Source organism: Paucibacter sp. Y2R2-4, assembly GCF_025717535.1.
In the GTDB taxonomy this organism is placed as follows: domain Bacteria; phylum Pseudomonadota; class Gammaproteobacteria; order Burkholderiales; family Burkholderiaceae_C; genus Paucibacter_A.
This window is the reverse complement of sequence record NZ_JAJIRO010000005.1, coordinates 406,883-430,746: the sequence shown is the minus strand read 5'-3', so window position 1 is coordinate 430,746 and position 23,864 is coordinate 406,883. Positions and strand designations below refer to the sequence as shown.

General features: G+C 60.9%; 19 protein-coding genes. 15 read left to right on the top strand and 4 right to left on the bottom strand.

Features of this window, described 5'->3' with window-relative positions; all coding sequences use genetic code 11:
• Nucleotides 1-28: 28 nt before the first annotated feature.
• Nucleotides 29-1,057 (bottom strand): BMP family lipoprotein, encoded by a 1,029-nt coding sequence (locus LNV06_RS20360; RefSeq protein ID WP_263540116.1) that lies wholly within the window; start codon nucleotides 1,055-1,057, stop codon nucleotides 29-31.
• Nucleotides 1,058-1,613: 556 nt separating this feature from the next.
• On the opposite strand from LNV06_RS20360, the gene LNV06_RS20355 reads away from it, so the two are divergent.
• The 10 genes from LNV06_RS20355 (at nucleotide 1,614) to LNV06_RS20310 (ending at nucleotide 17,098) form a co-directional block, all read left to right on the top strand.
• Entirely contained in the window at nucleotides 1,614-3,713 is a 2,100-nt protein-coding gene (locus LNV06_RS20355; protein ID WP_263540115.1) for a TonB-dependent receptor plug domain-containing protein, read from the top strand.
• 2 nt (nucleotides 3,714-3,715) lie between these two features.
• Entirely contained in the window at nucleotides 3,716-4,264 is a 549-nt protein-coding gene (locus LNV06_RS20350) for a YfiR family protein (protein ID WP_263540114.1), read from the top strand.
• Nucleotides 4,265-4,302: 38 nt separating this feature from the next.
• Nucleotides 4,303-6,756 carry an ATP-binding protein gene (locus LNV06_RS20345; RefSeq protein ID WP_263540113.1) on the top strand — a complete coding sequence of 818 codons (2,454 nt, stop codon included), beginning with the start codon at nucleotides 4,303-4,305 and terminating at the stop codon, nucleotides 6,754-6,756.
• The gene (locus LNV06_RS20340) at nucleotides 6,753-7,454 is read left to right on the top strand and encodes a response regulator transcription factor (RefSeq protein ID WP_263540112.1); all 702 of its coding nucleotides are present in this window, start codon (nucleotides 6,753-6,755) and stop codon (nucleotides 7,452-7,454) included. The genes LNV06_RS20345 and LNV06_RS20340 overlap by 4 nt, the downstream gene beginning before the upstream one ends.
• 118 nt (nucleotides 7,455-7,572) lie before the next feature.
• Nucleotides 7,573-7,851, top strand: a complete 279-nt coding sequence (locus LNV06_RS20335; RefSeq protein ID WP_318013540.1) for a FeoA family protein — start codon at nucleotides 7,573-7,575, stop codon at nucleotides 7,849-7,851.
• The gene (feoB, locus tag LNV06_RS20330; protein WP_263540110.1) at nucleotides 7,844-9,727 is read left to right on the top strand and encodes a ferrous iron transporter B; all 1,884 of its coding nucleotides are present in this window, start codon (nucleotides 7,844-7,846) and stop codon (nucleotides 9,725-9,727) included. The genes LNV06_RS20335 and feoB overlap by 8 nt, the downstream gene beginning before the upstream one ends.
• Before the next feature lie 161 nt (nucleotides 9,728-9,888).
• Nucleotides 9,889-10,305, top strand: a complete 417-nt coding sequence (locus LNV06_RS20325) for a hypothetical protein (RefSeq protein WP_263540109.1) — start codon at nucleotides 9,889-9,891, stop codon at nucleotides 10,303-10,305.
• 114 nt (nucleotides 10,306-10,419) lie between these two features.
• Nucleotides 10,420-12,210, top strand: a complete 1,791-nt coding sequence (locus tag LNV06_RS20320; protein ID WP_263540108.1) for a cyclic nucleotide-binding and patatin-like phospholipase domain-containing protein — start codon at nucleotides 10,420-10,422, stop codon at nucleotides 12,208-12,210.
• On the top strand, nucleotides 12,183-16,322 hold the full coding sequence (locus tag LNV06_RS20315) for a non-ribosomal peptide synthetase (protein WP_263540107.1): 4,140 nt from the start codon (nucleotides 12,183-12,185) through the stop codon (nucleotides 16,320-16,322). The genes LNV06_RS20320 and LNV06_RS20315 overlap by 28 nt, the downstream gene beginning before the upstream one ends.
• Nucleotides 16,319-17,098 carry a TVP38/TMEM64 family protein gene (locus LNV06_RS20310; RefSeq protein ID WP_263540106.1) on the top strand — a complete coding sequence of 260 codons (780 nt, stop codon included), beginning with the start codon at nucleotides 16,319-16,321 and terminating at the stop codon, nucleotides 17,096-17,098. Before LNV06_RS20315 ends, LNV06_RS20310 begins: the two co-directional genes overlap by 4 nt.
• A gap of 23 nt (nucleotides 17,099-17,121) precedes the next feature.
• Here LNV06_RS20310 and LNV06_RS20305 read toward each other — a convergent pair whose 3' ends face one another.
• Nucleotides 17,122-17,766, bottom strand: a complete 645-nt coding sequence (locus LNV06_RS20305; protein ID WP_263540105.1) for a helix-turn-helix transcriptional regulator — start codon at nucleotides 17,764-17,766, stop codon at nucleotides 17,122-17,124.
• Entirely contained in the window at nucleotides 17,763-19,037 is a 1,275-nt protein-coding gene (locus tag LNV06_RS20300; RefSeq protein WP_263540104.1) for an MFS transporter, read from the bottom strand. Before LNV06_RS20300 ends, LNV06_RS20305 begins: the two co-directional genes overlap by 4 nt.
• Nucleotides 19,038-19,336: 299 nt before the next feature.
• Between LNV06_RS20300 and LNV06_RS20295 the strand changes: the two genes are divergently transcribed.
• From LNV06_RS20295 to LNV06_RS20275, 5 genes are all read left to right on the top strand, one after another.
• Nucleotides 19,337-19,753, top strand: a complete 417-nt coding sequence (locus LNV06_RS20295; protein ID WP_263540103.1) for a protein-tyrosine phosphatase family protein — start codon at nucleotides 19,337-19,339, stop codon at nucleotides 19,751-19,753.
• Between the two features lie 11 nt (nucleotides 19,754-19,764).
• Complete coding sequence (locus tag LNV06_RS20290) at nucleotides 19,765-20,484, top strand: RluA family pseudouridine synthase (RefSeq protein ID WP_411970145.1); 720 nt, start codon at nucleotides 19,765-19,767, stop codon at nucleotides 20,482-20,484.
• A gap of 48 nt (nucleotides 20,485-20,532) precedes the next feature.
• Nucleotides 20,533-21,150, top strand: coding sequence for a DUF938 domain-containing protein (locus LNV06_RS20285; RefSeq protein WP_263540102.1), 618 nt, complete (start codon nucleotides 20,533-20,535; stop codon nucleotides 21,148-21,150).
• A complete protein-coding gene (locus LNV06_RS20280) occupies nucleotides 21,147-21,908 on the top strand; it encodes an SDR family NAD(P)-dependent oxidoreductase (protein WP_263540101.1) in 762 nt (253 codons plus the stop codon). Before LNV06_RS20285 ends, LNV06_RS20280 begins: the two co-directional genes overlap by 4 nt.
• A gap of 111 nt (nucleotides 21,909-22,019) precedes the next feature.
• Complete coding sequence (locus LNV06_RS20275; RefSeq protein WP_263540100.1) at nucleotides 22,020-22,985, top strand: Tim44 domain-containing protein; 966 nt, start codon at nucleotides 22,020-22,022, stop codon at nucleotides 22,983-22,985.
• A 90-nt stretch (nucleotides 22,986-23,075) separates the two neighbouring features.
• Here LNV06_RS20275 and LNV06_RS20270 read toward each other — a convergent pair whose 3' ends face one another.
• Nucleotides 23,076-23,702: a hypothetical protein gene (locus tag LNV06_RS20270; RefSeq protein WP_263540099.1), complete on the bottom strand. Its 627-nt coding sequence runs from the start codon at nucleotides 23,700-23,702 to the stop codon at nucleotides 23,076-23,078.
• Between the last annotated feature and the right edge of the window lie 162 nt (nucleotides 23,703-23,864).

Here is a 23,864-nt window from a genome sequence, read left to right as displayed (position 1 = left end):
GAATGGAGAATTTTTGTCGGAAGCGAGTTCAGTACTTGCAGGCGCCATCGGCCATAAAGTCGGCCACCTTGACCTTGCCAGAGATGATGTCGGCCTTGATGGCCTCGACCTTGCTCTTGAGCGCAGGCGTCACCAGCTTGGCATTGTGCTGGTCCAGCGCGTACTCCACGCCGCCTTCCTTCAGGCCCAAGACCGTGGTGCCGGCCTTCCAGCCCTTGAGCACGTTGTAGACCGCCACATCGACGTTCTTGACCATGGAGGTCAGCATGGTGCCGGGCTGCAGATGGTTTTGATTGCTGTCCACACCGATGGCCAGACGGCCTGCGTCCTTGGCGGCCTGATAGACGCCAGAACCGGTGCCGCCGGCGGCGGCAAAGACCACGTCTGAGCCCTTGGCAAACTGAGCCTTGGCCAACTCACCACCACGGGTGGGGTCGTTCCAGGCGCTGGAGGTGGTGCCGGTCATATTGGAGAAGACCTCAACCTTAGGGTTGGTAGCCTTGGCGCCTTGTTCGTAGCCGCATTGGAATTTGCGGATCAAGGGGATGTCCATGCCGCCGACAAAGCCGACCTTGCCGGTCTTGCTGACCAGCACCGCCATGGCTCCGACCAAATAACTGCCTTCATGCTCCTTGAACAAGAGCGACTGCACATTGGGCAGCTTCACCTCGGCGTCCACGATGGCGAACTGCGTCTTGGGGAATTCCTTGGCCACTTGTTCCAGGGCCGAAGCTTGGGCGAAGCCGACGCTGATGATAGGACTGGCGCCACGCTCGGCCATGCGGCGAATGGCCTGCACCCGCTGCGTGTCGTTGCTGATTTCGAATTCGAGGTAAGGCTTGCCGCTTTCTTGCTTCCAGCGCTCCACGCCGCGGTAGGCCGACTCATTGAAAGACTTGTCGAACTTGCCGCCCATATCGAAGATGACCGCCGGCTTGCTTTGCGCAAAGGCCGAGGCCGACAAAACCAGCAGGGCGAGCGCCAGCGGCGAAGAAACCCAGGGCGTACCACGCTTCGGAGCAGCGGCGCGAGCAAACGGCGAGATGGCAATCGTCATGGCTAAATGAGGTGGCAGCAAAGAGTGAAGGCGGACGAGACCCGAGGATCCCGCCCGTTGGCGATCCAGCATTGTAAGAAATTCAAGTGTATCGACAGGCAATGGAAAACGCTAAACGTTTGCGCGCAGCGTTTTTGCATCAATTGGCGTCTTTTTTAAGCGATTACCATCATTGGACAATGGATTGAAGCCGCCTAGTCAGGCCTGAGGCCTGCGCTTGAGTCGGTGGGGGCCAAGCGCCCGCAGGAGTCAAGACAGAGGCATCCCTGGCAAGTCCTTGCGCCCCAAGGACAAGAACCCCAAGCAGGGCCACCCAGCGGATCAAGTAAAGTCGACGCGCACTAAAAGCGAGGCAACGACACGCAGGCTTGATCCAGGCAAGCCCCTCGGGCCGCTACGCCTAGAAATTCACGAAAGAACAGGAATCAGCGTCTTCGCTCGTCATGGCATGCAGCCCAAGGCAGATACTCCCGCACAGCGAAAAGCGGGATTGCAAGGGTGAAAGCGGCGAGGCAGCACTTTCCATTCTTGCAACATTGACCCGATTGAGATGACGATGGAATTCAAACCCTGCCACAAGCTGGCTCAAACAGGCGCCTGGAGCCTGGCGCTGCTGGCCTTGTCTGCTTGGGCCGGCTTGGGTGTGGCTGTCGCGCACGAAGACAGCAACGGCAACGACCTGACCGCCATCCCTTTTGAGAGGCTGACGCAAACCAGCGTCATCACGGCCTCGAAGCTGGCCAAGCAAGTCAGCGACTCCCCCTCTGCGGTGGCCATCGTCACCGCCGACGATATCCGAACCTTTGGTTACCGCACTCTGGCCGATGTGATCAACGGCATGCGTGGCCTCTACACCACCTATGACCGTCGCTATGAGTATCTGGGTGGACGCGGGTTTGGCGCGCCGGGCGACTACATCGGCCGGATCATGATGCTGGTGGACGGCAACTCGGTCCAAGACAATATCTACAACCAAGCCTATATCGACAACTCCGGCCTGCTCGACCTGGAGTTGATCGATCGAGTGGAGTACGTGCCCGGCACCGGTTCGGTTACCTATGGCAACAATGCCATGCTGGGCATCATCAACGTCATTACCAAAAAAGGCAGTGACTTCAACGCGGCCCAAATCGCCACGGAGGCCGCCAGCTTTGGAGGACAAAAGCAGCGAGTCACGGTCGGCAAGCGACTGGACAACGGCAGCAATTTCTTAGCCTCGGCCTCGCGCCAGCGTAGCGATGGCCAGACGCTTTACTTCCCCTACTTTGACCAAATCGGTCAAAACAAAGGGCTGGCAGTTGGACAGGACTTCGAGCGCAGCCAGCGCTTTTTTGCCAAGCTGGAGTTCGAAGGCCTGAGCCTGCAATTGGCCAAAGCCTCTCGCACCAAGGCGGCTCCGATTCCGAAAAAAGAGAACGCCTTCAACCGGGCCTATGAGTTGAACGACGCTTCGACCCATGCCAGCGCCCAGTACGACTTCAATGTCTTTAGTGGCCTGAAGTCGGTGTCTCGCTTGTACTTCGGCCACTACGAAGACTTAACCCTGCGGGAATACGGCTCCCCCGACCCTAACGAGTTCTTTCGACAGAACAAGACTCACGGCAAATGGTGGGGCTTAGACCAGAAGTTTGCTTACACAGGCTTGAAAGATCACACCCTGATCTTTGGTCTTGAATTCCGCGATGACTACCAACAAGAAGTCCGTGCCGTTGCCTTGGACGCGCAGCACAAGGAACAGTTCGAATACTTCAAGTCGCCGTACAGCAACAAGACCTACAGCTTGTACGCCACCGATGAATTCCTGCTCAGCGAGCATTTGACGGCGAATATCGGCATTCGCTACGACAAGCCCGACGCCATCGACTGCACCACCGCGCCTTGCTTGAGCTATGCCAAAAAGGCCGCTGTCAGTCCGCGCCTGGCCTTGGTTTACACCCCGGACGCACAGACCACGCTCAAAGCCTCGTACAGCCAGGCCTTCCGCCTGCCCAATCCTTACGAGGTCAACACGCCGATTCCGTCTTCATTGTTCAAACCAGAGCAAGTGGCCGCTGCTGAATTGGTTTTGCTGTATGACTTGACGCCAACGCTGCGTTTCACCAGTTCGATCTACGACTACCGTTTGTCTGACCAAAGCTATCGATCGTCATCAACGGGCGAGCGACTGTTCAATGGCCAAAGCAAGACGCGAGGCCTGGAAGTTCAACTGGACCATAGCTGGAGCGATGAGGTGAAGTTGCGGGCCAGCGCGGCCATGCAATCGGCGACCGATGTGGAAGGCAAACGTCTGGCCAATTCCCCGCGCGGGCTGGCCAAGTTCAATATGAGCTGGCCGATCTTGGAGAACGCTGCGCGTTTTGGACTGGAAGCTCAATACATCGGCGCACGCTCCACTCAAGAACTCCGCGATGACAACCGCGTTCTGGTTCGCGAAGGACGTCCGATTGGCGGCGTGAGCTTGCTCAACCTGTCACTGACCTCGTCGCGCACCTGGTATGGCATTGGCGCCGTGCTGAGCGTCAAGAATGCGCTGAATCGTCGCTACGAGGTGCCCGCGGCCGACCCACGTTATTCGGACACGGGCGCGGTGCTTGACACCATGGAAATGGATGGCCGGACCTTCTGGCTGCAACTCAGTCTGGACTTCTGGAGATAGGCATGAAGATGCCCGGTCTCCTCATCGCCGGATTGCTGAGCTTGGGAGGCGGCTTGCCCGCGCCATCCCAGGCTCAGGCGACGGCGCCGCCGGTCCCTGAGTACGTCATGAAGGCCACCTATTTGTACAACTTCATGGTGTTCACGGAATGGCCGAATCCTGACTCAAGCGCGCCGAACACACCTCGCGAGGGGCTCAATCTCTGCGTCTTTGGTCAAGACAACTTTGGGAGCGCCCTGTCCAATTTGGAGGGCAAGAATGTCAACGGCCGGCGCCTGAGCGTGCAACGTTTGAACCATTTGCCCGGCATCAAAAAATGCCATCTGCTCTTCGTTACCGAGCGAGAGGCGCCAAATATGCAGTCGATTCAAAGCTCGATCGGTGACGCACCGGTGCTGACGGTGACCGACTCTCCTTTGGCCTCCACTGCCGCAATAATGTTGACCGTGGACGGCAACCGACTGGTGTTTGACGTCAACGTTCAACGCGTCAAAAAGCAAGGCATCAACTTGTCATCCAAGGTTTTGCAATTGGCCCGTAGCACCAACTAAGCCCATCCTTTGAAACTGAAATCCGGCGTCCAGCATCTGTGAGCACCTCTCCCGCCTTCAGCGGCCCGTCATCCGACGAACTGAGCCCGCAAGTCGGCCGCCCTCGCCTGTCCTTGGTCAGCCGCCTGGAACGCATTCTTGCGGCGGCCATGGGCGCGGCGCTCTTGATTGCGCTGGTTCTGATCAGCAGCCAAGAAGTGCTGAGCCAGAGGGCCGCCGTCAGTGAAGGCAGCCAGGCTTGGCTCAATACTTTGGCAGTTCAAGCTGCCTCGCCTTTGGTTTTTGATGACGCCAAAGCGGCCAATGAAATTCTGCGCGCGACCAGCATTTACCCCGGCTTGCAGGCGGCCTACATCCTGCGCTCGGACGGGTCGACCATGGCCCGCCACCTGGATGATTTGCAAGAGCCCTTGTCTGCAGATGCGCTCAAGCGCTTGCCCACCTCGGCCTATTTCGACCGGTCGCTGCTGATCAGCACGCCGGTGCTGCTATCGCATGAAGAAGTCGGCCGGGTGGTCGCCAAGATTGACCTGACGCCGATGTGGCGATCGGTGCTGCGCTTCGGTGTCTCCTTGATGCTGGCGCTGGGCATCTCTGGCATCGTGGCGGCCTTGGCGGCGCGGCGCTTCCTGCACCGCGCCTTGCAGCCCCTCGCCGGACTCAAGCAAGTGATGGATGAGGTGGCCCAGCAAGAACGCTTCACCGTGAGAGCCGCCCTGGTTGCCAATGACGAGGTGGGTGATCTCAGCATCGTGTTCAACCACATGCTCGATCAAATCGTCAAACGCGACGGCCTGCTGGAAGACAACAACCGCCGCCTGCTGGCCTTGAAAGAAGCGGCCGAACAAGCCTCCACCACCAAGAGCGCCTTTTTGGCCTTGATGAGCCACGAGTTGCGCACGCCGATGGCCGGTATCTTGGGCATGCTCAAACTCAGCCTGCGCGGGCAAATGGAGTCGACAGTGCGTGAGAGGGTGGAACTAGCCTGCAAGAACGCCAATGCGCTGCTGCAGATCGTCAATGATTTGCTGGATGGCTCCAAGATCGAGGCCGGCAAGCTGAGTCTGGAAAGCGTGGACTTTGCCTTGCACCCGCTGCTGGACGATGCCATGGAATTGCTGCAAGAGCGTGCCGAGCAAAAGAGCATTGGCTTTGCCTTGCATGTGGATCCGCGCCTGCCCTTGTTCCTGAAAGGCGACCCGACCCGCCTGCGTCAGGTGCTGCTCAACCTGGTAGGCAACGCCATCAAGTTCACCGAGCAGGGGGGCGTGAGCGTGAACGTGCGACTGCAGTCGCCCCAAGACATGGCCGCCACCCTGCCGACACAGACCTCCGCCGTCTCAGCAGACGAGCACTCACTCTGGGTGCATTTCGCGGTGCAAGACTCCGGCATCGGCATCAGCGAAGAAGCTCAGGGCCGCATGTTCCAGAAGTTCGAGCAGGCCGATATGTCCACCACCCGCAATTTCGGCGGCACCGGATTGGGTTTGTCCATCTGCAAACAACTGGTCGAATTGATGGGTGGCCGCATTGGCATGCACAGCACGGTCGGCAGCGGCAGCATCTTCTACTTTGACCTCCCCTTGCTGCCGGGTCAGCAACCGATCGAGCAACCTGTTGAAGATTTGCAAGCTCATGACCATCAGTTGCATGTGCTGGTTGCCGAAGACGCTGAAACCAATCAACTGATCATCAAGGCCGTGCTCAGCGATATGGGCCACACTTTCACCGTGGTCAGCAATGGCGAGAAGGCCCTGGAAGCGCTGACCCAGGAAAGCTTCGACCTGATTCTGATGGACGGGCGAATGCCGATCATGGACGGATTGGAAGCGACCCAACATATCCGCGCCGGCTTCTGGGGCGACTGGGTTTTCGCGGAGCGTGACATCCCCATCATTGCCCTCACCGCCAATGCCTCCGAGCTGGACCGCTCCAAGTTCCTGGCGGTGGGCATGAGCGACTTCCTGCGCAAGCCGGTGGATGAAGTGGCCCTGCACCACGCGCTCAGCCGAGTGATCGAGCAGCGCAAAGCGCAAGGCCTGATGCTCAAGCCCAAAGCGCCTGTGGACGCGGCCGGCGCCGCCGATCTGGCCGGACTCGATGCCTTGCTGGACCTGGGCCCGGTGACCGAGACCCTAGCGACACCGGCTGCGCCTGAGTCCGTCGCGCCGAAACCGGGGCGCGCCCAGCGCGTCATCGAACTCAGAGAGCAAATGCTGCAAGCCTTTCGCGCTCAGGCCCCCTTGCGCTACCGCGAGATCGAAGCTGCGGTGGCTGCCCAGGATTGGCCGGCCGCGGCCATATTGGCCCATGGCATCAAAGGTTGTTTGGCCTTTATCGCACCCGAGGGCCAGGCCTATGAGCTGAGTGACTGGCTGGAGCGCATGGCCGACAACGAAGACGAAGCCGAGTTCATCGAGAGCTTTGAACTGCTCAAGAACGAGTTGCTCAGCAGCCTCGACATCAACCCAGACGCGGAGGGCCAGGCTTGAAAGTCTTGGTGGTGGATGATGAGAAGGTGACGCGCATGGCCTTGATCGATGCCATCGCTGAGTGCGGCAACTACCGCATTGCCGAGGCCAGCAATGGCGAAGAAGCATGGCAACAGATCAGCGGCCAGGCGGTGCCGCCGATGATGGTGTGCTGCGACATTCGCATGCCCGGCATGTCGGGACTGGACCTGCTGCAAAAAGTGCGCGCCCATCCAGGCTGCAAAGACCTGCCCTTTGTGCTGGTCTCCATGGTGAACGAAGCGGCCGCCATTCAAGAGGCGGTGCAACTGGGCGTGAGTGGCTATCTGGTCAAGCCCTTCAGCCAACAAGACGCTCGCAACCGACTCAGCAAGCTCTTGTTACTGGCCGCCAGCAAGACCATGGAGCGGCCCGCGCTCACCATGGCCCGCCTGAAACTCCCCCAAGACCGCTACCGAGCCTATCTGAGCGGCCTGCAAAACCAGATTGGCCAACTGCTGGCGGAATTGGCCGAGGGTGCCGGACCCAAAGCGCCCGTCAGCAGCGGCCTGCGGCAAAAGTTAAACAGTCTGAAAGCCAACTGCGCCACCTTGGGGCTCTGGCGTGCCCAGCAATTGCTGAGTCGAGACACCAGCGAGGAAGGCAGCAGCGGACTGGTGAGCGAATACCTGGGTGAAATCCGCCAGCAACTGCATCAGCAATTGTTCTCGCAAGACTGAAGACGACAACGGCCCGCACGGCAGCGCTCAATCAGAATACAATGAGAATCATTCTCGATTGAAGCCACCCCACTCGGCAATGTCTGTTCTAGGCCGAGTTCCCCGAGCGCCCCTGTCCATGAAGACCGATTCCCCTGGCAATCTGGCTCAAGCCGCCCTTGGCGAGCCACTGCAAGTCCTCAGCATCACTGCGCCCCAGCACGCGCCCGAATGGTCGGCGTGGTTGGAAGAGATCGGTTTTTTGCCAGGCGAGGCGGTGCGGGTGATGGCGCGCGGTCAACCCGGCGCAGACCCCTTGGTGGTGCGCATCGGGCAATCCACCTTCGCGCTGCGCCGCGCAGAAGCCGAATGTGTGGCGGTTGGCCGCATCGACGCAGGGGAGCCTCTGCATGCGTGAGTCGGTGATTCATGTGCATCCCAGCGGTCCCTTGTTGGCTCTGGTGGGCAACCCGAACTGCGGCAAGACCGCCCTCTTCAACCGCCTGACCGGCAGCCATCAAAAGGTGGCCAACTACGCCGGCGTCACGGTCGAGCGCAAAGAGGGGCGCCTGCACAGCGCCGCGGGTCGGGCTTTGCGCCTGCTCGATCTGCCAGGCACTTACAGTCTGCACCCCAGGTCGCCAGATGAACGCGTGACCTGCGATGTGCTGGCCGGGCGCGCGCGCGGTGAGAAGCGCCCTGACTTGGTGGTCTGCGTGCTGGATGCCACCAATCTGCGTCGCACCTTGCGCCTGGTGTTGGCCGTCAAACGCCTGAGCCTGCCCTGCGTCGTGGTGTTGAACATGGCAGACCTTGCAGCCAAGCGCGGGATTGAGATCAACACCGAGCAGCTCTCCGACGCGTTGGGCGTGCCGGTCGTGCGCACAGTCGCCACTCGCGGCGAAGGCATCGACGAGTTGAAGGCTTTGCTGGACCAACGCGAAGTCTGGGCGCCGGCAACTCAAGCCCTGCCCGATCTGAATTTGGACAGCCAGCCCGACACCGATCACGCGGTGGTGAAGCAGATCTTGCAGAGCTTGAATCTGGACCGGCAATTGCCGCACCTGCCGAGCGACCGCGTGGACCGGGTGTTGTTGCATCCGCTGCTCGGGCCGCTGATCATGGCGGCAATACTCTTCCTCTTGTTCCAGGCTGTGTTCAGCTGGGCCGAAACCCCCAAGGAGATGATCGAGTCCAGCATGGCTTGGCTGGGTCAGCAAGTCGGCCCGCTGCTGCCCGAAGGCCACCTGCGCAGCCTGGTCGTTGACGGGCTGATCGCTGGCGTCGGCGGCGTGCTGGTGTTCCTGCCGCAGATTCTGATCCTGTTCTTCTTCATCCTGGTGTTGGAGGAATCCGGCTACCTGCCGCGCGCTGCCTTCTTGCTTGACCGTTTGATGGGCAGTGTCGGTTTGTCTGGCCGCAGCTTCATTCCCTTGCTGTCGAGCTTTGCCTGCGCCATCCCCGGCATCATGGCGACTCGCAGCATCGCCAATTCCCGCGACCGTTTGGTCACCCTGATGATCGCGCCACTGATGACCTGTTCGGCCCGCCTGCCGGTGTACGCACTGTTGATCGGCGCCTTCATCCCACAGCGGGAGGTTTGGGGCGGGCTTTCTTTGCAAGGCTTGGTGCTGTTCGGGCTTTACTTGGCCGGCATCGTCGGTGCTCTGGCGGTGGCCTGGGTGCTCAAGCGTTTCACCAGTCGCCAACAAGTGCGTCCGCTGATGATGGAGCTGCCCAGCTACCACTGGCCCAACCCTCGCAATGTGCTGATCGGACTTTGGCAGCGCGCCGAGATCTTTCTGAAACGCGTCGGCGGCATCATCTTGGTGTTGACGCTCTTGCTCTGGGCCTTGTCGAGCTTCCCGGCACCACCGCCCGGCGCCAGTGGCTTGGCCATAGAACACAGCTTTGCCGGCATGCTGGGTCGTGCGCTGGCCCATGTGTTTGAGCCCATCGGCTTCAACTGGCAAATCAGCCTCGCGCTGGTGCCAGGTCTTGCCGCCCGCGAGATCGCCATCAGCGCCTTGGGGACGGTCTACGCCTTGTCCTCCACGGCTGAGGACACAGCGCAAGCCTTGGCGCCCTTGATTGCCGAGAGCTGGAGCCTGCCAACGGCGCTCTCGCTGCTGGCTTGGTTTGTCTTCGCACCGCAATGCCTGGCCACTCTGGCCGCGGTGAAGCGTGAAACCGGCGGGCTGAAAATGCCGCTGCTGATGGCCAGCTATTTGTTCGGCCTGGCGTACTTGGCCTCCTTCCTAACCTTCAGGATCAGCAGCTGGCTGCTGAGCTGAAGCGGCCTCGGGAATTCAACTGACGCGGGTAAAAACTAGGGTTTTCTCCAGTAGTCCGCCTGCGACTGAGTTAGGTTTGGCGCTCAGCGAGTCTCTACAATGCCGCCGATCGGCCGTGCCCGGTCGAGTGCTCCAGAATATCCATTGGTCGAAAGAATTCCATGAAAATCTCCAAGCTGATCGCTGTCATGCTGCTGCCCTGCGCCTCCCTGGCCCTGGCTGCTCCCGCCAAGTACATCATCACCGACCATTCGACCGCTCCTTGGATGGATCAAGCGACCGCCGAAGGCATTTGGTTGAAGGCTCCTTCGGCCAAGTTCGTCAAGCTCTACCCGGCCAAAAAATGGGGCTTCCTGAGCCAAGTGGAAGGCGGCATTGACGCTTCCAAGACCTGCGTCATCACCGCTCGCACCCTGATGCTGCCGGTCAGCGGCAAGGAATTGCTGTTCAAGCCGGCCAAGAGCGCCACCACCTTTGGCCAGCAAGCCAACGCCTCGATCGAACAGTGCAAGGCCCTGGCTGCTTCCAAGCTGGACGAAGCGGTGCAAGCCCTGGGCTCTGCCCTGGTGCCGAACTGATGTTTCAGAACTGAGATCAAGCGCAAGCGCCATCCAGGCTTGCGCTTCACAAAGCAGGCCCGTGTTGGAAAACACGGGCCTGCTTTTTTTTAGGCCTGCGACTAGACTGCGGCGATGAATGAAGAAGCCGCCGATGCTCAACAGCAGCGCGTATTCGAGGTCTTGAGAGACAGCTCGGTCTTCGGGAGCCTGGAAGAGGGCATTCTGAAGGCCCTGGCGGCGGCCATCGAGCTCCGCCATGTGCACGGTGGCGAACGCATCATCAGCGAAGGCCAAAACTCAGACAGCATCGTCTTTGTCATCAGCGGAGGCTTGCGCGTCTCGCGCCAAGACAAGACCGGCCAAATCCTCTTGTACAACCAGGTGCAGCCCGGCCAGAGCATCGGTGAGTTGGGCTTGATTCTGGGCCAGCCCCGCGCTCAAGACGTCACTGCCGTCCGCGACTCGACACTGGCTGTGCTGAACCGAGCGGCCTATGAAGCGCTGTTGCAACGCTTTCCGCTGCAGCTGTCGCAGGTCTTCCTGAAAGCGGTTTACGACCGACTGCGCAACGTCAGCGAAGCGGGCGAGCGCCGCATGGCGCAGACCTTTGCCTTGATCCCTTTGAACGCCGAAGTTCCCACGGCCGAACTGGCGCGCGAACTGACCCTGGCCCTGGCGCGCCAAGGACGCGTCGTTTTGTTGCGTACATCGATTCCTGACGACGAGTTGGCGCGGCTGGAGGACGCACATGAGTTCATCGTCTACGAGGCCAGCGCCAAGCCCGAGGCTTTGGCCTGGACGCGCCGTGCCTTTCGCCAGGCCGATCAGCTGATTTTTGTTGCGAACGCGGACGCCGCGCCGGGCTTGGAGCCTATTGAGCGTAGCCTTGCGCAAGAAGCTGGCTACGCGCTCAAGCGCAAGCACCTGGCCTTGCTGCATGCAGATCAACGCGCCTTGCCGACCTTGCCCGGCCCCTGGCTGCAAGGGCGAGATCTGGAGCGCATCTACCCGATGAGACTGAGCCGCCGACGCGATGCCGAGAGGCTGGCGCGCTTTCTGACCGGCTCGGCGGTCGGCGTGGTGCTGGGCGGCGGAGGCGCCCGCGGCTTTGCGCATCTGGGCGTCTTGCGTGCCTTGAATGAAGCCTCAATTCCTGTCGACCTCATCGGCGGCAACAGCATGGGTGCGCTGATCGCGGCGCAATACGCTTGCGGGCACGACTTGCAGCAGATCTTGAGCCAAACCCAGCGCTTTGCTGCGGGCGGCGAATGGCCCGCCTTGCCCTTGGTCTCGCTGGTGCGGGGTCGGCGCGTCGAACGTGACCTGCAGGCGATGTTCGGTGATCAATTGATCGAGCAGTTGTGGAAGCCCTATTTCGCCGCCGCCTGCAATTTGAGCCTGGGCAGTACGCAGGTGCTGGACAGTGGCCCGCTTTGGAAAGCCGTCTTGGCCAGCAACTCACCCGCTGGCTTGCTGCCGCCGGTGCTGCATCAGGGCTCGCTCTTGGTAGACGGCGCCATTCTCGAAAACGTTCCAGTGCAGCCGATGCGCATGCGGCTGGGCACGCCGCTAGAGCGACGCCGTGGCAATGGCCTGATCATTGCCATTGATGTCGATGTGCGGGAGAGTTTGTTTGCGGATGCCAAGTTGGAGCGCCTCAGCACCTGGAGCACCTTCAAGCGCATGGCATTCAAGAATGCGCCGGCCTCGCCGGGCATTGCCGACATCCTCTACAGCGCCTCTCATGTCGGCGGCGTGAACCAACGTTTTCGCACCATTGCGCAAGCCGACCATTATCTGGAGCCGCCGGTGGCTGAGTTTACCCTCATGGCTTACGGTCGAGGTGCCGATATTGCCGAGGTCGGCTACCGCTATGCGATGGAAAAAATCGGCGAATGGGACATCCTCAAACAGCGGACTTGACCGCAGGCGACAGCCTCCCGCTGTCACTGAGCCAGCGTGAAGTTTGGTTGGATCAGCGTGCGTGGCCCGGCAGTGCTCACTTGAACATCGGTGGCGCTGGATTTTTTCGAGGCCCGCTGGACCTCGGCCGCTTCCAACGCGCCTTGCAAATGCTGGTGGAACGCTGCGATGCCCTGCGCCTTGTGCCGCAGCCTGACGGCACGCAAATCCTGCTGCGCCACTACGAGCCACCGTTGACGCTGGTGGAACTCCCCGAGTCAACACCTGACCCCCAGCAAAGCATGCGCGCCTATTGGCAGCAGCGCATTCGCGAGCCCATTGCCTTGAATGATCGCCCGCCCTGGCGCTTCATCTTGCTCAAGGCCAGTGACAACTTGTGGGGTCTGACGATTCAATTCCACCATCTGGTCATGGATGGCTGGGGCAGCAGCCAAGTGATGCAACTCTGGAGTGATCTCTACCAAAGCCTGGCACCCACAGTGTCAGACTTGGCCGGCGAAACTGCTTCCGGAACGCCACCGCCTTATCTGGACTTCATCCAAGCCTCCCTGAACTACCGGGAGTCGCCACAGTTTGCCCTGGACGCAGACTATTGGTTGCAGCAAGTCGGCAGTCCGCCTCAAGCCCTTTTCTGCGCACGCGGGCCGGGCAGCAAGCACACGCCGCTGGCCTCGCCCGAAGCGAGCGCCAGACCCAGCCTGCCCGCCGCTCACCTGGCTCATTTGCAGCTGAATCGCCGCGACTATGCCGCCATGAGCTCCGCCGCCGAGGCGCTGGGCAGCAGCCCTTTTGCCTGCTTTCTGGCCGCCTTGGCGCTCTACTTTGGCCGGGTTCAGCAACGCAGCAGTCTGCTGATTGGCGTGCCCAGCTTGAACCGTTCAGGACGGCGCTTCATGCGCACGCCCGGCATGTTCGCCGGTATCTTGGCGGTCCGTATCGAACTTCAGCCCCAGGCAAGGGCCAAGGACCTGTTGCACCACGTCGGTCAGCAAATGCTGGGCGCCTTGCGACATCCCCGCTATCCACTCAGTGATTTGGGCCAACGTTTGCATTTGCTGCGAGAGGGCAGAGACCATCTGGTGGATGTGCTCTTGTCCTTTGAACGGCAAGACTATGACTTGCCATTTGGTGAAGCCCAACTGACCGAGTCGCGCCAACTCTTCGCCGGTTTGGCCCGCTATCCACTCGCCATCAGCTTGTGTGATTTTGGCAAGCAACTCGATCCCGAAATGGTGCTGGAAGCAAGCGCCAATTGCTTCGAAGCCGGCGAGGCCGAGTTGCTGGGCGCCAGGATCTGGCTGCTGGCCCAAGCGCTGAGCACCCAGCCCGAAACAAGGCTTGAAGACTTTGAACTGCTGCCCGACGAAGAGCGCTGGGCCTTGGTGAATGGCGTGCACAAAGACCTGGCGCAGCTCGAAGCGCCCCAACCCTATATCGATCTTTTCGAACATCAAGCGGCCCTCTGGCCGGAGCGTTGCGCTTTGGTCTGGAACGAGGGCCAGATGAGCTATGGCGAGCTGGCGCGGCGGGTTGAAAGCCTGGCGGGCCAATTGCGCACCCTGGGCGCTGCGCGAAACAAGGTCGTGGCTTTGGCTCTGGAGCGCTCGCCCGAGATGGTGATTGCGGTACTCGCCATTGGCAGGGCGGGCGCTGCCTTCTTGCCCCTGGATCCACAAGCGCCGCTGGCTCGTTTGGCGGGCATCTTGGTCGATAGCGGCGCAGTGGCCTTGCTATTGGACCCCAAAGCACCCCAAGAACTCCTGAGATTGCACAGCCGCTGCTTGCATGTGTCGCTCGACGCCAAGCTTCAAGTACTGGGAGACCGAGGCGCCGTAGACCGCCTCCATGCAGAGGCGGCCGCCTTGTGGTCCTGGGCCAAAGCCGGGGCCGATGACCTTGCTTATGTCTTGTTTACCTCGGGAACAAGCGGTCGACCCAAAGGCGTGATGATCGAGCATGGCGCCTTGTCGCGCCGCCTGGCCTGGCTGTCCAAAGCCTGGGCGATTCAAGCCGAAGACCGCTCGGCTCAAGGCACACAGCTGAGTTTTGACCCGGCCTTGATTGAATTGTTGCTGCCGCTGACGCAAGGCGCCAGCATTGCGCTGGCGCCACCGGGACGTTTGCATCCGCAACGCCTGGCAGAGTTCATCCTGCGCCATGGCGCCACCTTCAGCGCCTTTGTACCCTCCTCGCTGCCGGGTCTGCTGGCCGGTTGGCGTGGCCGTTCTGAGGAACCCGGTGCGCCCGCACTCAAGCTGCGCGTGGCTTGTTGTGGCGGGGATGTGTTGACACCGACGCTGGCCGACCGGTTCATGCGCGAAACCGGCGCGCAGCTCTACAACGTTTATGGCCCGACCGAAGCGACCATTTTCGCCAGCGCTTGGGCATGCCAAAGCCTCCATACCGGCCCCACCCTCCTGCCTGCGCTTGATCCAGGCGTGCAGGTGTTGGGTGCAGCCCCAGCAGCGCCAGCCCACGCGGACCTTCCCATCGGGCGGCCGATTGATGACACCCGTCTCTACGTCTTGGGGCCGCAACTGCAAGTGCTGCCGCATGGCGTGGTCGGCGACATCTTTATCGGCGGCGGTGCCTTGGCCCGAGGCTATTTGGGCCGCCCTGACTTGGATGAACAAGCCTTCTTTCCCGACCCTTTCCAAAGTGCCCTACCCGGGCTAGCGCAGCCGCGCCTGTACCGCAGCGGTGATCGGGGCTGGTTTGATATGGCGGGCCGACTGCATTTCAGCGGCCGGGCCGATCGCCAGGTCAAGCTGCGCGGCTATCGCATTGAGCTCGCTGAAGTCGAAGCTGCCTGTCTGGCCTTGGTCGGTGTCAGCCAGGCGGTCGTTCAACTGGTTCGGGCCGCCGGCCAGCCCCCGGCTTTGCATGCTTGGCTGGGCGGCATTGCACTCGATCCAGCCGCGATCCAAGCGGGTTTACGCAGCCAGCTGCCGGACTATATGCGCCCCAGCCGAGTCGTCTGTCTTGAAACGCTGCCGCTGAGCGACAACGGCAAGATCGACTTGGCCGCCCTGCCCAGCGCTGAATCAAGTCGGACACAGCACGCCTCATCAGGCCCTCAAGCCCCCAACTCCGCCATGGAGCACGCTTTGTTCGCACTCTGGCAGCAAGCGCTGACGCCAGCGGCAGAAAACGGCTTGAGCCCCCCGCCCAAAATGTTCGGCGTGCACGACAACTTCTTTGATTTGGGCGGCGACTCTTTGGCGGCCTTGTCCATTCTGGGCAGCATGGAAGAACGCCTCGGACGCACGCTGCCGCTGCAGTTGATGGCGGACCACCCGACGATCGCTGAACTGGCACAAGCGCTCAGCCTGCCAGCAGCCCGGCCGGAGGTGCTGAGAGCCCTCGACGGTGGGCTCGGCAGCGCCGATACCGCGCTCGACGAAGTCGACCCGGCTGACAGCCAACAGCGTCCGGTCATCTATCTGGCGGCCTCTGGATTTGGTGACATCTTGCGTCTGCAAAATCTCGCCGCCGCGCTGCAAGGCGAGGCCAAGTTATTCATGCTGCAAGCACCATTGGAACCGCCGCCCGCCACGATGAAGGAATTTGCCTCCCTCTATGCCGATGCCATTGAGGCCCAAGCCCCCCACTCCGGGCCTACTTTTTTGGCCGGCTTTTCGGTCGGCGGCGTCAGTGCGCTGGAAACCGCGCGTGAACTGCAGCGCCGTGGCCATCCACCGCTGGGGCTGATGCTGCTGGACACCATTCACCCGGACGCCGTGTTTGGAGGCGCGGCCTCTTGGCGTACGCTGGGCTGGTTGGTGCGCAAGCTACACATGCAAGAACTCAGCATGAACGGGCGGCGCCTGAGCGCCATGTTCAGCGATCCCGGCCTGATCAGCCAGGTGATGGCCCTGCGCGGCCATCAATGCCAAGCCTTTGAAGGGCCGGTACTCTTGATCAAGTCCAGCGGGCTGGCGGGCTGGAACCGCCTGCTGTTTCAAGCCTGGCACCGCATGATGCCGCGCCAGCTGAGCACTCAAACTGTGACGGGCCTGCATGGTTCTATTTTTGAGCCCGGCCATGCGCAAGACTTGGCCGATACCATGCGACGCTTTATGCAATCACTCAGCACGCAAGAAGGCGCATGAGCTCGGACCTTCGACCGGCCGAGACGCCAAGCAAGGGCCGGCCCTCCAGCGCGCCCAATGACAGCCATGAGCCGGAAGAATTGACCGCAGACCGCCATGTGAGATCTGCCCGGTTCAAGGCGCTGACGCGGCTCTTGGTGCTAGGCGCATGCTTGATCACTTTGATCACTCTGGCCGTGTATTGGAGCGCGGGCAGCCAGGACCTGAAGCAGTCACTCGCGCTATTGCAAGCCTCGGCGCAATCGGCCGGTCCTGGCTGGGTCCTGGCCTTGTTCACGCTGGCGCTCTCCTTGGCCGTGCCCTTGGGACTGCTGGCGCTGCTGGTCATTGCGGTGCTAGGGCCCTGGGCCGGATTTGCGACGGTGTTGATCGGGGCTTTGATCAGCGCCAGCATCAGCCATGCCATTGGCCATCATTTGGGCCACCAAGCCTTGCAAACCCTGGCCGGCCCACGGGTGCGACTGCTCAGCCAGAGCCTAGGGGCGCGTGGCTTGTGGGCGGTGATCACGCTGCGCGTCGTACCGCTGGCACCGTTTGCGGTGGCCAATATGGCGGCAGGAGCGACCCATATCCGCTTGCGCGACTTGCTGCTTGGCACCTTGATCGGCATGTCGCCCAGCATTTTGGCCATGGCCTTCTTTATGGACTGGATCTTGGCTTGGCTCCAAGATCCGCAAGATCTGGGCGTGCCGGCTTTACTCTTGGCCTTGGGGCTCTTATTGCTCGTGCTCGGTTTGGCGCTGGCTTGGCGGCGAAGGAAGAAGCGCCAGGCATAGACGCCGCTTGGCACAGAGACCCCTCAAGCGGGCGAGCTCAACTCCTCAAAGCGATAAGCGCAACGCCTGGCCCGGTCCAACTGATGCTCGGCGCGCGAGACCTTCACTTGTTCACCCATGCAGCGCTGAAACAGATTCAACTCAGAGCGGCAAAAACCCTGACATTCGGTCGCAGCAGCGCAAATGGGGCAATGGTCCTCGATCAGCAAGTAAGCGCCTGGCCTTTCGCCATCGACTTCCGCCCTCGCCATATAGCCCTCCTCCAGGCGCATGGCGGCCAGGGTCTGAACCCGTTCAGCCAAGCCTTTCAAGCCAGCCAGACGGCCTTGGTACAGCAGCAGACTTTCTTCCTCTCGGGCGGTGATCAGCCGGTCCAAGGCTTGTGGCCCTAAGGTCTGCTTGATTTGACGAATCAGTTGCACCGAAAGATCGCCATGGCGATCGGGAAAGCGGCCATGGCCAGCCGCCGTCAGGCGCCAGATGCGCTGAGGCCGACCGACACCTGAGGCACTGCTTTCACCGAAGACCACCAGGCCCTGCGCCAGCAAGAGCTGCAGCTGTTTGTGCGCCCCCATGGGCGTGATGGAACAAGCATGGGCCAGAGCGGTGGCCGATTGGGGCCCATGACGCTTCAATTGCTCCAGCATGAGATCGGTACTCGCCTTCACGGCTTGCTCCCCTCATCGGGCCGCCCGGCCTCTTGATTCGCCAGACGCAAGAGCGCCAGCGCAGCAATCACACAGGTGAGCCCGCCTAAGCCCATGATCCATCGGGTTGAGAGCATAGAGATCAGCCCTCCGGCCAGCGCCATCAAAACATTGGCCAGGCAGAAGATGGTCGAGAGCAGGCCCATCACCCGCCCTTGCCCATAGTCGGCGAAGCGCTCTGACACCCAAGCCGGCAGCACCGCGTTGTACAGCGCCAAAGGCAGGCCCAAACCAATGATGGCGGCCAAGCCCAGCTGACCTGGCAAAACAGCCAAGGCGCTCAGCCCCAGCGCGGCACACAGAGCTAACAAACCGGCGCGCCGCAGCGGTCGTCGGCTTTGGCGCAACTTGCCGGCTATCACGCTGGCCGTGGTCATGGCAGCACACTGTGCCGCCGTCACCCAGGCGATGCCCACACTGCCAAAACCCAGGTTCTCCAACATCCACAGCGGCGCGAATTCATACAAAGCGTTGACGCCCAGGCAGTAAAACAGCTGCAGCGCAAACAAGGTCGCCAGCAACCGATCGCGACGCAGCAAGCCCAGAACCTGCTGCTCGCCAAGCGCAGACCAAAAGCCTCTTTTCGGCTGGCTTCCATCAACAAGAGGAGGTTGACCTGCAGGAACCCAGAGCATCAGCACCATCAGGCAAGGCAGCATGGCCAGACCGGCCAAAACAAAGGGCACCGCTTCGCCCAAGGGCAGCGTCAGTCCCCCCACCAAAGGCCCCAAGAGCCAGCCCATATACAAACAAGCATTGAGCCAAGCAAAAGCGCGGGTGCGGTCGATTTGCGCATGCATATCGGCCAACAAGGCCCGCGCCACAGCCACATTGCTCTCGGTCAGACCGGTCACCCACCGGGCAAAAATAAACAAGAGGTAGTCCCGTTCGCTCAAGGCATAGGCGGTCAAGGCATGGCCCAACAGGGTCGCGCTTAGAGTCAAACCCAAAACTTGGCGGCGTCCCTGGCGGTCTGACAAGGGGCCAATGAACAAGCTGCCCAGCAAGATGCCCAAAGGATTGGCCGCCAGCGCCAAGCCCATCAAGAACTTCGGGTCCAAGCCGGCAAAGTGGGTAAAGCCGTCAACCGGGCCTCCAACAAAAATCGGCGCCAAGATGGGATAGGGCATGGACACGCCGATGGTGCTCATCAGCGCCAACGCACACACGGCCACCAACACCCATTGAGGATGGCGCACCGTGATTGCGCTCAGGTCTGGTGCCGGCTTCAAGCCCGCCGTCAAGGAGCCACCTCTTCGACGCCCTGGCGAGCACTTGCATTCAGCAAAATCAGGTGCTTTGCTCGGCGCGTTGCCTCGTCTGAGGCATTCAAATCAAGTCCAAGCGTCTTCAACATCAAGCCATCATGCCGTCACACCCCAGATAAATAAACAAAAAGTTTATTAACCAGATAGGCATCAGGCCTTTGACAGCTTTGGCTGAAAATAGGGGCATGCCATTTCGCCCCGTTTCACTCCCCGCTTCTCTTCACAAACCTCCTCTGCCCCAGGCACGCCTGTGGCTGCAGTCCATGCCGGGACGACTGGAATCCTGGGGCGGTTTTTTGGATGAAGCACGTCAGCGCAGCCTCAATTTGGTGGTTTGCTTGAATCCTCTGGAAGAAGTCGCGCATTTGTCTCCGGCCTATCACAAGGCAATTGCCGAAGGTCGATTGCCTTTTCGCTGGCAGCATTTGCCGATGCGGGACTTTGGTCTCGGCGCCGACCCCACGGCCTTCCGGCTCGGTGTCGAACAGATTTGCCACAGCCTGAACCTCGGCGAGCAAGTGCTGCTGCATTGCGCAGCCGGCATCGGCCGCACCGGCACCGTGGCCGCCTGCGTGTTGAAGTCTTTGGGGGCCAGCCGTGAAGAAGCGCTGGCGGCGGTGCGGGCTGCTGGCTCCAATCCCCAATCCGCTTTGCAATCAGCTTGGGTGGATCAGTTTTGACCGACTTGGGCTTGCCTGCGCCAGATCCAGCCGGCCCCTGGGACGAAGTGCCTCTGCTTTTTGCCAATGCCGACTTGCTGGTCGTCAACAAGCCCGCCGGGCTGCTCTCGGTCCCCGGCCGCGGCCCCGACAAGCAAGACTGTGTGATTCACCGAATCCAGCAGCAGTTTCCCGAAGCCTTGATCGTGCACCGCTTGGACATGGCGACCTCAGGCTTGCTCTTGTTGGCGCGCGGCCCGGCATCGCAGCGACAACTCAGCATGGCCTTTGAAGCCCGGCAGGTCCACAAACGTTATGAGGCCTTGGTGCACGGCGATGTGAGCTCCACACCTGCGCAGGAATGGTCGGAAGTGAACTTGCCCCTACTCACCGACTGGCCCAACCGCCCTCGCCAAAAAGTAGACTTTGCTCTGGGCAAGCCCTCCCTGACCCGCTACCGCGTGTTACAGGGGCCATGCGCCAGTCCAAGCCGTTCTGCCAATTTAGCCAATTTAGCCAATTTAGCCAATTTGGCCAGACCCGGCCTGCCCCGCTACAGCCGGCTTGAACTCGAGCCCGTGACCGGACGCACCCACCAGCTGCGGGTGCATATGCTGGCGCTGGGGCATCCCATCATCGGTGACACGCTGTACGGCCCTGAGACTGATCAGGCCCCCAGGCTCTATCTACACGCCCGAGTGCTGGAGTTGCCCGCACTGGGCTTGAAGTTTGAATGCCCGCCAGAGTTTTAACTCATCCATCCGACCTACTTCCCGCCTTCTCAGCGAAAGCCCTTTGCCATGCTTCATTCGCCCGCCGCCGAGCGCAACCGGCAGCCCATCTTGCAAGCCTTGCTGAGCCTGCTGCCCAAGCATGGCCTCGCGCTTGAAATCGCCAGCGGTACCGGCCAGCATCTGGAGCACTTCATTCAGGCCCTGCCGGCTTGGCAGTGGCTGGGCTCCGATCCTTCAGAGGAAGCGCTGGCCTCAATTGCGGAGCGCTGCCCGAATGCGCCCCAGGCAGTGCAGCTGGATGTCAGCCAATCCGATTGGCATTTGCCGCCAAGCCATCAGCAGCTCGATCTGATCTACTGCGCGAATATGCTGCACATCTCGGACTGGTCCAACTGTGCGGCCCTGATGCGAGGCGCACAGCGCCACCTGCACGAGCAGGGGCGTTTGATCATTTATGGTCCGTTTTTCGTGCCTGGCGAAGCCACGGCCCCCAGCAATTTGGACTTTGATGCCGACCTCCGTCGCCGTGACCCCGCCTGGGGTCTGCGCTCTTTGGCCGCCGTTGCTCAAGAGGCTCAAAGCCTAGGCTTGCATCTGCATCAGAAGCTGCAAATGCCCGCCAACAACCTGCTGCTGGTGTTTCAATTCAGCCCGTCACCTAACCCTACGCAAGCCCAGCCATGACTCATCAATGCCTTTACATCGTCACCGGCGCCTCTCGCGGCATGGGCTTGGCCATGGCGCAGCAATTGCTGTCTCCCCAAAACCTGGTGATCGGCATCTCACGAGGCCAGAGTGAAGCCCTGAACGCGCAGGCGAAAAACTGCGGGGCAGCCTTGGAGCAATGGTCATTCGATCTGGCCCAACCACTCACTGCCGCTGAAGCCTTGGAAGATTGGCTGAAGGCACAGCCCAAAGATCGCTTCCAACAGGCCTGCCTGATCAATAACGCAGGCGTCGTCGCTCAACCTGGGCCTGTTGACGACACTTCTCTTCAAGACTTGTCCAATGCCATTCGGGTGGGGCTGGAAGCTTGCCTCTTGCTGAGCAGCGCCTTTTTGCGAGCGACGAATCATCTGGGAGCGCAACGTCGCATTCTGAATATCTCATCCGGTTTGGGCCGACGCGCCATGGCCGGCAGCGCCGCCTACTGCGCGGCGAAAGCGGGCATGGACAATCTGTCGCGCGCCATGGCTTTGGATGAAGCGGCCAAGCCAGACGGTGCCCGCATCGTGTCGCTGGCCCCCGGCATCATTGACACCGAGATGCAATTGCAGCTGCGCAGCGGAGACCCGCGCAAGTTTCCGGATCAAGCCGTGTTCGCCAGTTTCAAGAGCAGCGGTCAATTGATGAGCCCGGAAGAAGCAGCAGGCAAGGTCTTGCGTTACCTGGCTCGGGAGGACTTTGGCCAAACCGTGCTGGCCGACGTGCGCGAGGCCTGAGAGGTTTTCATCCGCTGTTCATGCGCTGTTAATTGAGCACGGGCGCTTGAGAACACAAGGCTTGCCCCAAAATGGGGAGATCGGCCATAGTAGGCCTGGAGGAAGTTTGTAGTGAAACGATTCTTTGTCTTGAGTGCAGCCGTCGCCGTTTTGGCCATGAGCTTGACTTCGTTTGATGCCGAAGCGAAACGACTGGGCGGCGGAGGGTCTTCCGGCATGAAGCGCGCCACGCCGCAGCAGACGCACGATGCCAGCAAAGGCACGCCCCCACAGCAAGCAGCCACGCCAGCGCCGCAACAAGCGGCTCCTGCCACGCCCGGCGCTGCCGCAGCGCCCGCCGCGGCAGCCGCCCCCAAACGCAATTGGATGGGGCCCATCGCCGGTTTGGCTGCAGGTCTGGGTATTGCCGCTCTGGCCAGCCATTTCGGTCTTGGCGGCGCCTTGGCCAATATGATGACCATGCTGCTGATCGGCGTCGCGGTGATGTTCGTGATCGGCTTCATCATGCGTCGTATGGCTGCCAACAAGGCCAAACCCGAAGGCATGCAGTTTGCCGGAGCGGGTGCGCCCTTCCCGACCCAGACCCCGATGAGCCAGCCGGCAAGCCAGACACTGCCGCCGCAGAATGCCTTCCCGGCTCCAGCTTCAGCGCCGGTACAAGCCCCTGCCGGCATCCCAGTGGCTAGCCAGAACTTGGCACCTGCCCATGACGGCTTTGATGCTGCCGGTTTCGAGCAATTGGCCAAGCGAGTCTTCATTCGACTGCAAGCAGCCAATGACGCGGGCGACCAAGCCGATCTGCGCCGCTTTACCACGCCTGAGATGTACGGTGTGATTCAACAAGACTTGTTGGACCGCAAAGGCGCCAAACAGTCGACCGAAGTGCTGCAACTGGATGCCAAGGTGATTGAGCGCGCCCAAGATGATGGGCAGCAGATTGTCAGTGTTCGCTTCTGGGGCTTGATCCGCGAACAAAGCGATGCCGCGGCGGAAAACTTTGACGAGGTCTGGCATCTGGTTCGCCCCGTCGACGAAAGCCGCGAGTGGGCCATTGCTGGCATTCAAGCCACGGCCTGAATGAACTTGCAAGTCCGTTGAAAAGCAAAGGCCCGCTTCCGCGGGCCTTTTTCTTTGGGCGACTCCATCGCCTGATTCGATATGCAGAACTCAGGCCACCCGGCCGGCCTTGGCGATTTCGGTGTAAGCCTTCAGCTCTGCATCGATGGCGCGGGAGTTCTGAGCTTCTTTTTGACCCTCTAAGCTTGCCAAGGAGGCCGTCTGATCCTGTTCGCTACTGCCATTCAAGCTGGGATGCAAAAAGTCGTAGGCACGGCGCTCCAAGACGCTGACGGTGTAATCCTGATTGGTGTCGGCATCGTCAAACTCCTTGACGGTGCTGGCAGCTTGTTTCGTGGAAGTAGCGCTTGAGCTTGTGCTTGAAGGGGCACTTGAATCAGTAGCGGCCGAAGCCAGGCTCGCACGGGTCGACTCATTGGCCGCCGAGGTGGTGGAAGGCGCCTGCTCATTGGCCGGACTGAACACTTGATCGACTGGTGCCGCAATTGGAGACGGATCCGCTTGCTCGCTCGCCCGCGTTTGAACCGCTTGCTGTTGCGCGGCGCGGCGTGCGCCTTCACTGGAAATCTCGACCACCGAAGACCCGGACTCCGGCGCTGCACTGGAAGCAGGCTTGGCTGCACGAATCGAGTCCGTGCGCTTCACCGTGTCTTCAGCATTGGTTCGGACGGCAGTGCCGGAAGTTTTCTCGGCGGCCCCCGCGACAGAAGTAATCATGGCAAACCTCCACTAGAGAGAGATTGCAGGGCTGTGACGCGCTCAAGCCGGCGAAGACTGAGCAAACAAAATGCCACAGATCATGAGGATGGTTTCGGCATCCGCAGGTCGAACTTTAAACCCCTAAGGTCACAAGTGCCAAACCGATCGAAGATGGCGCTC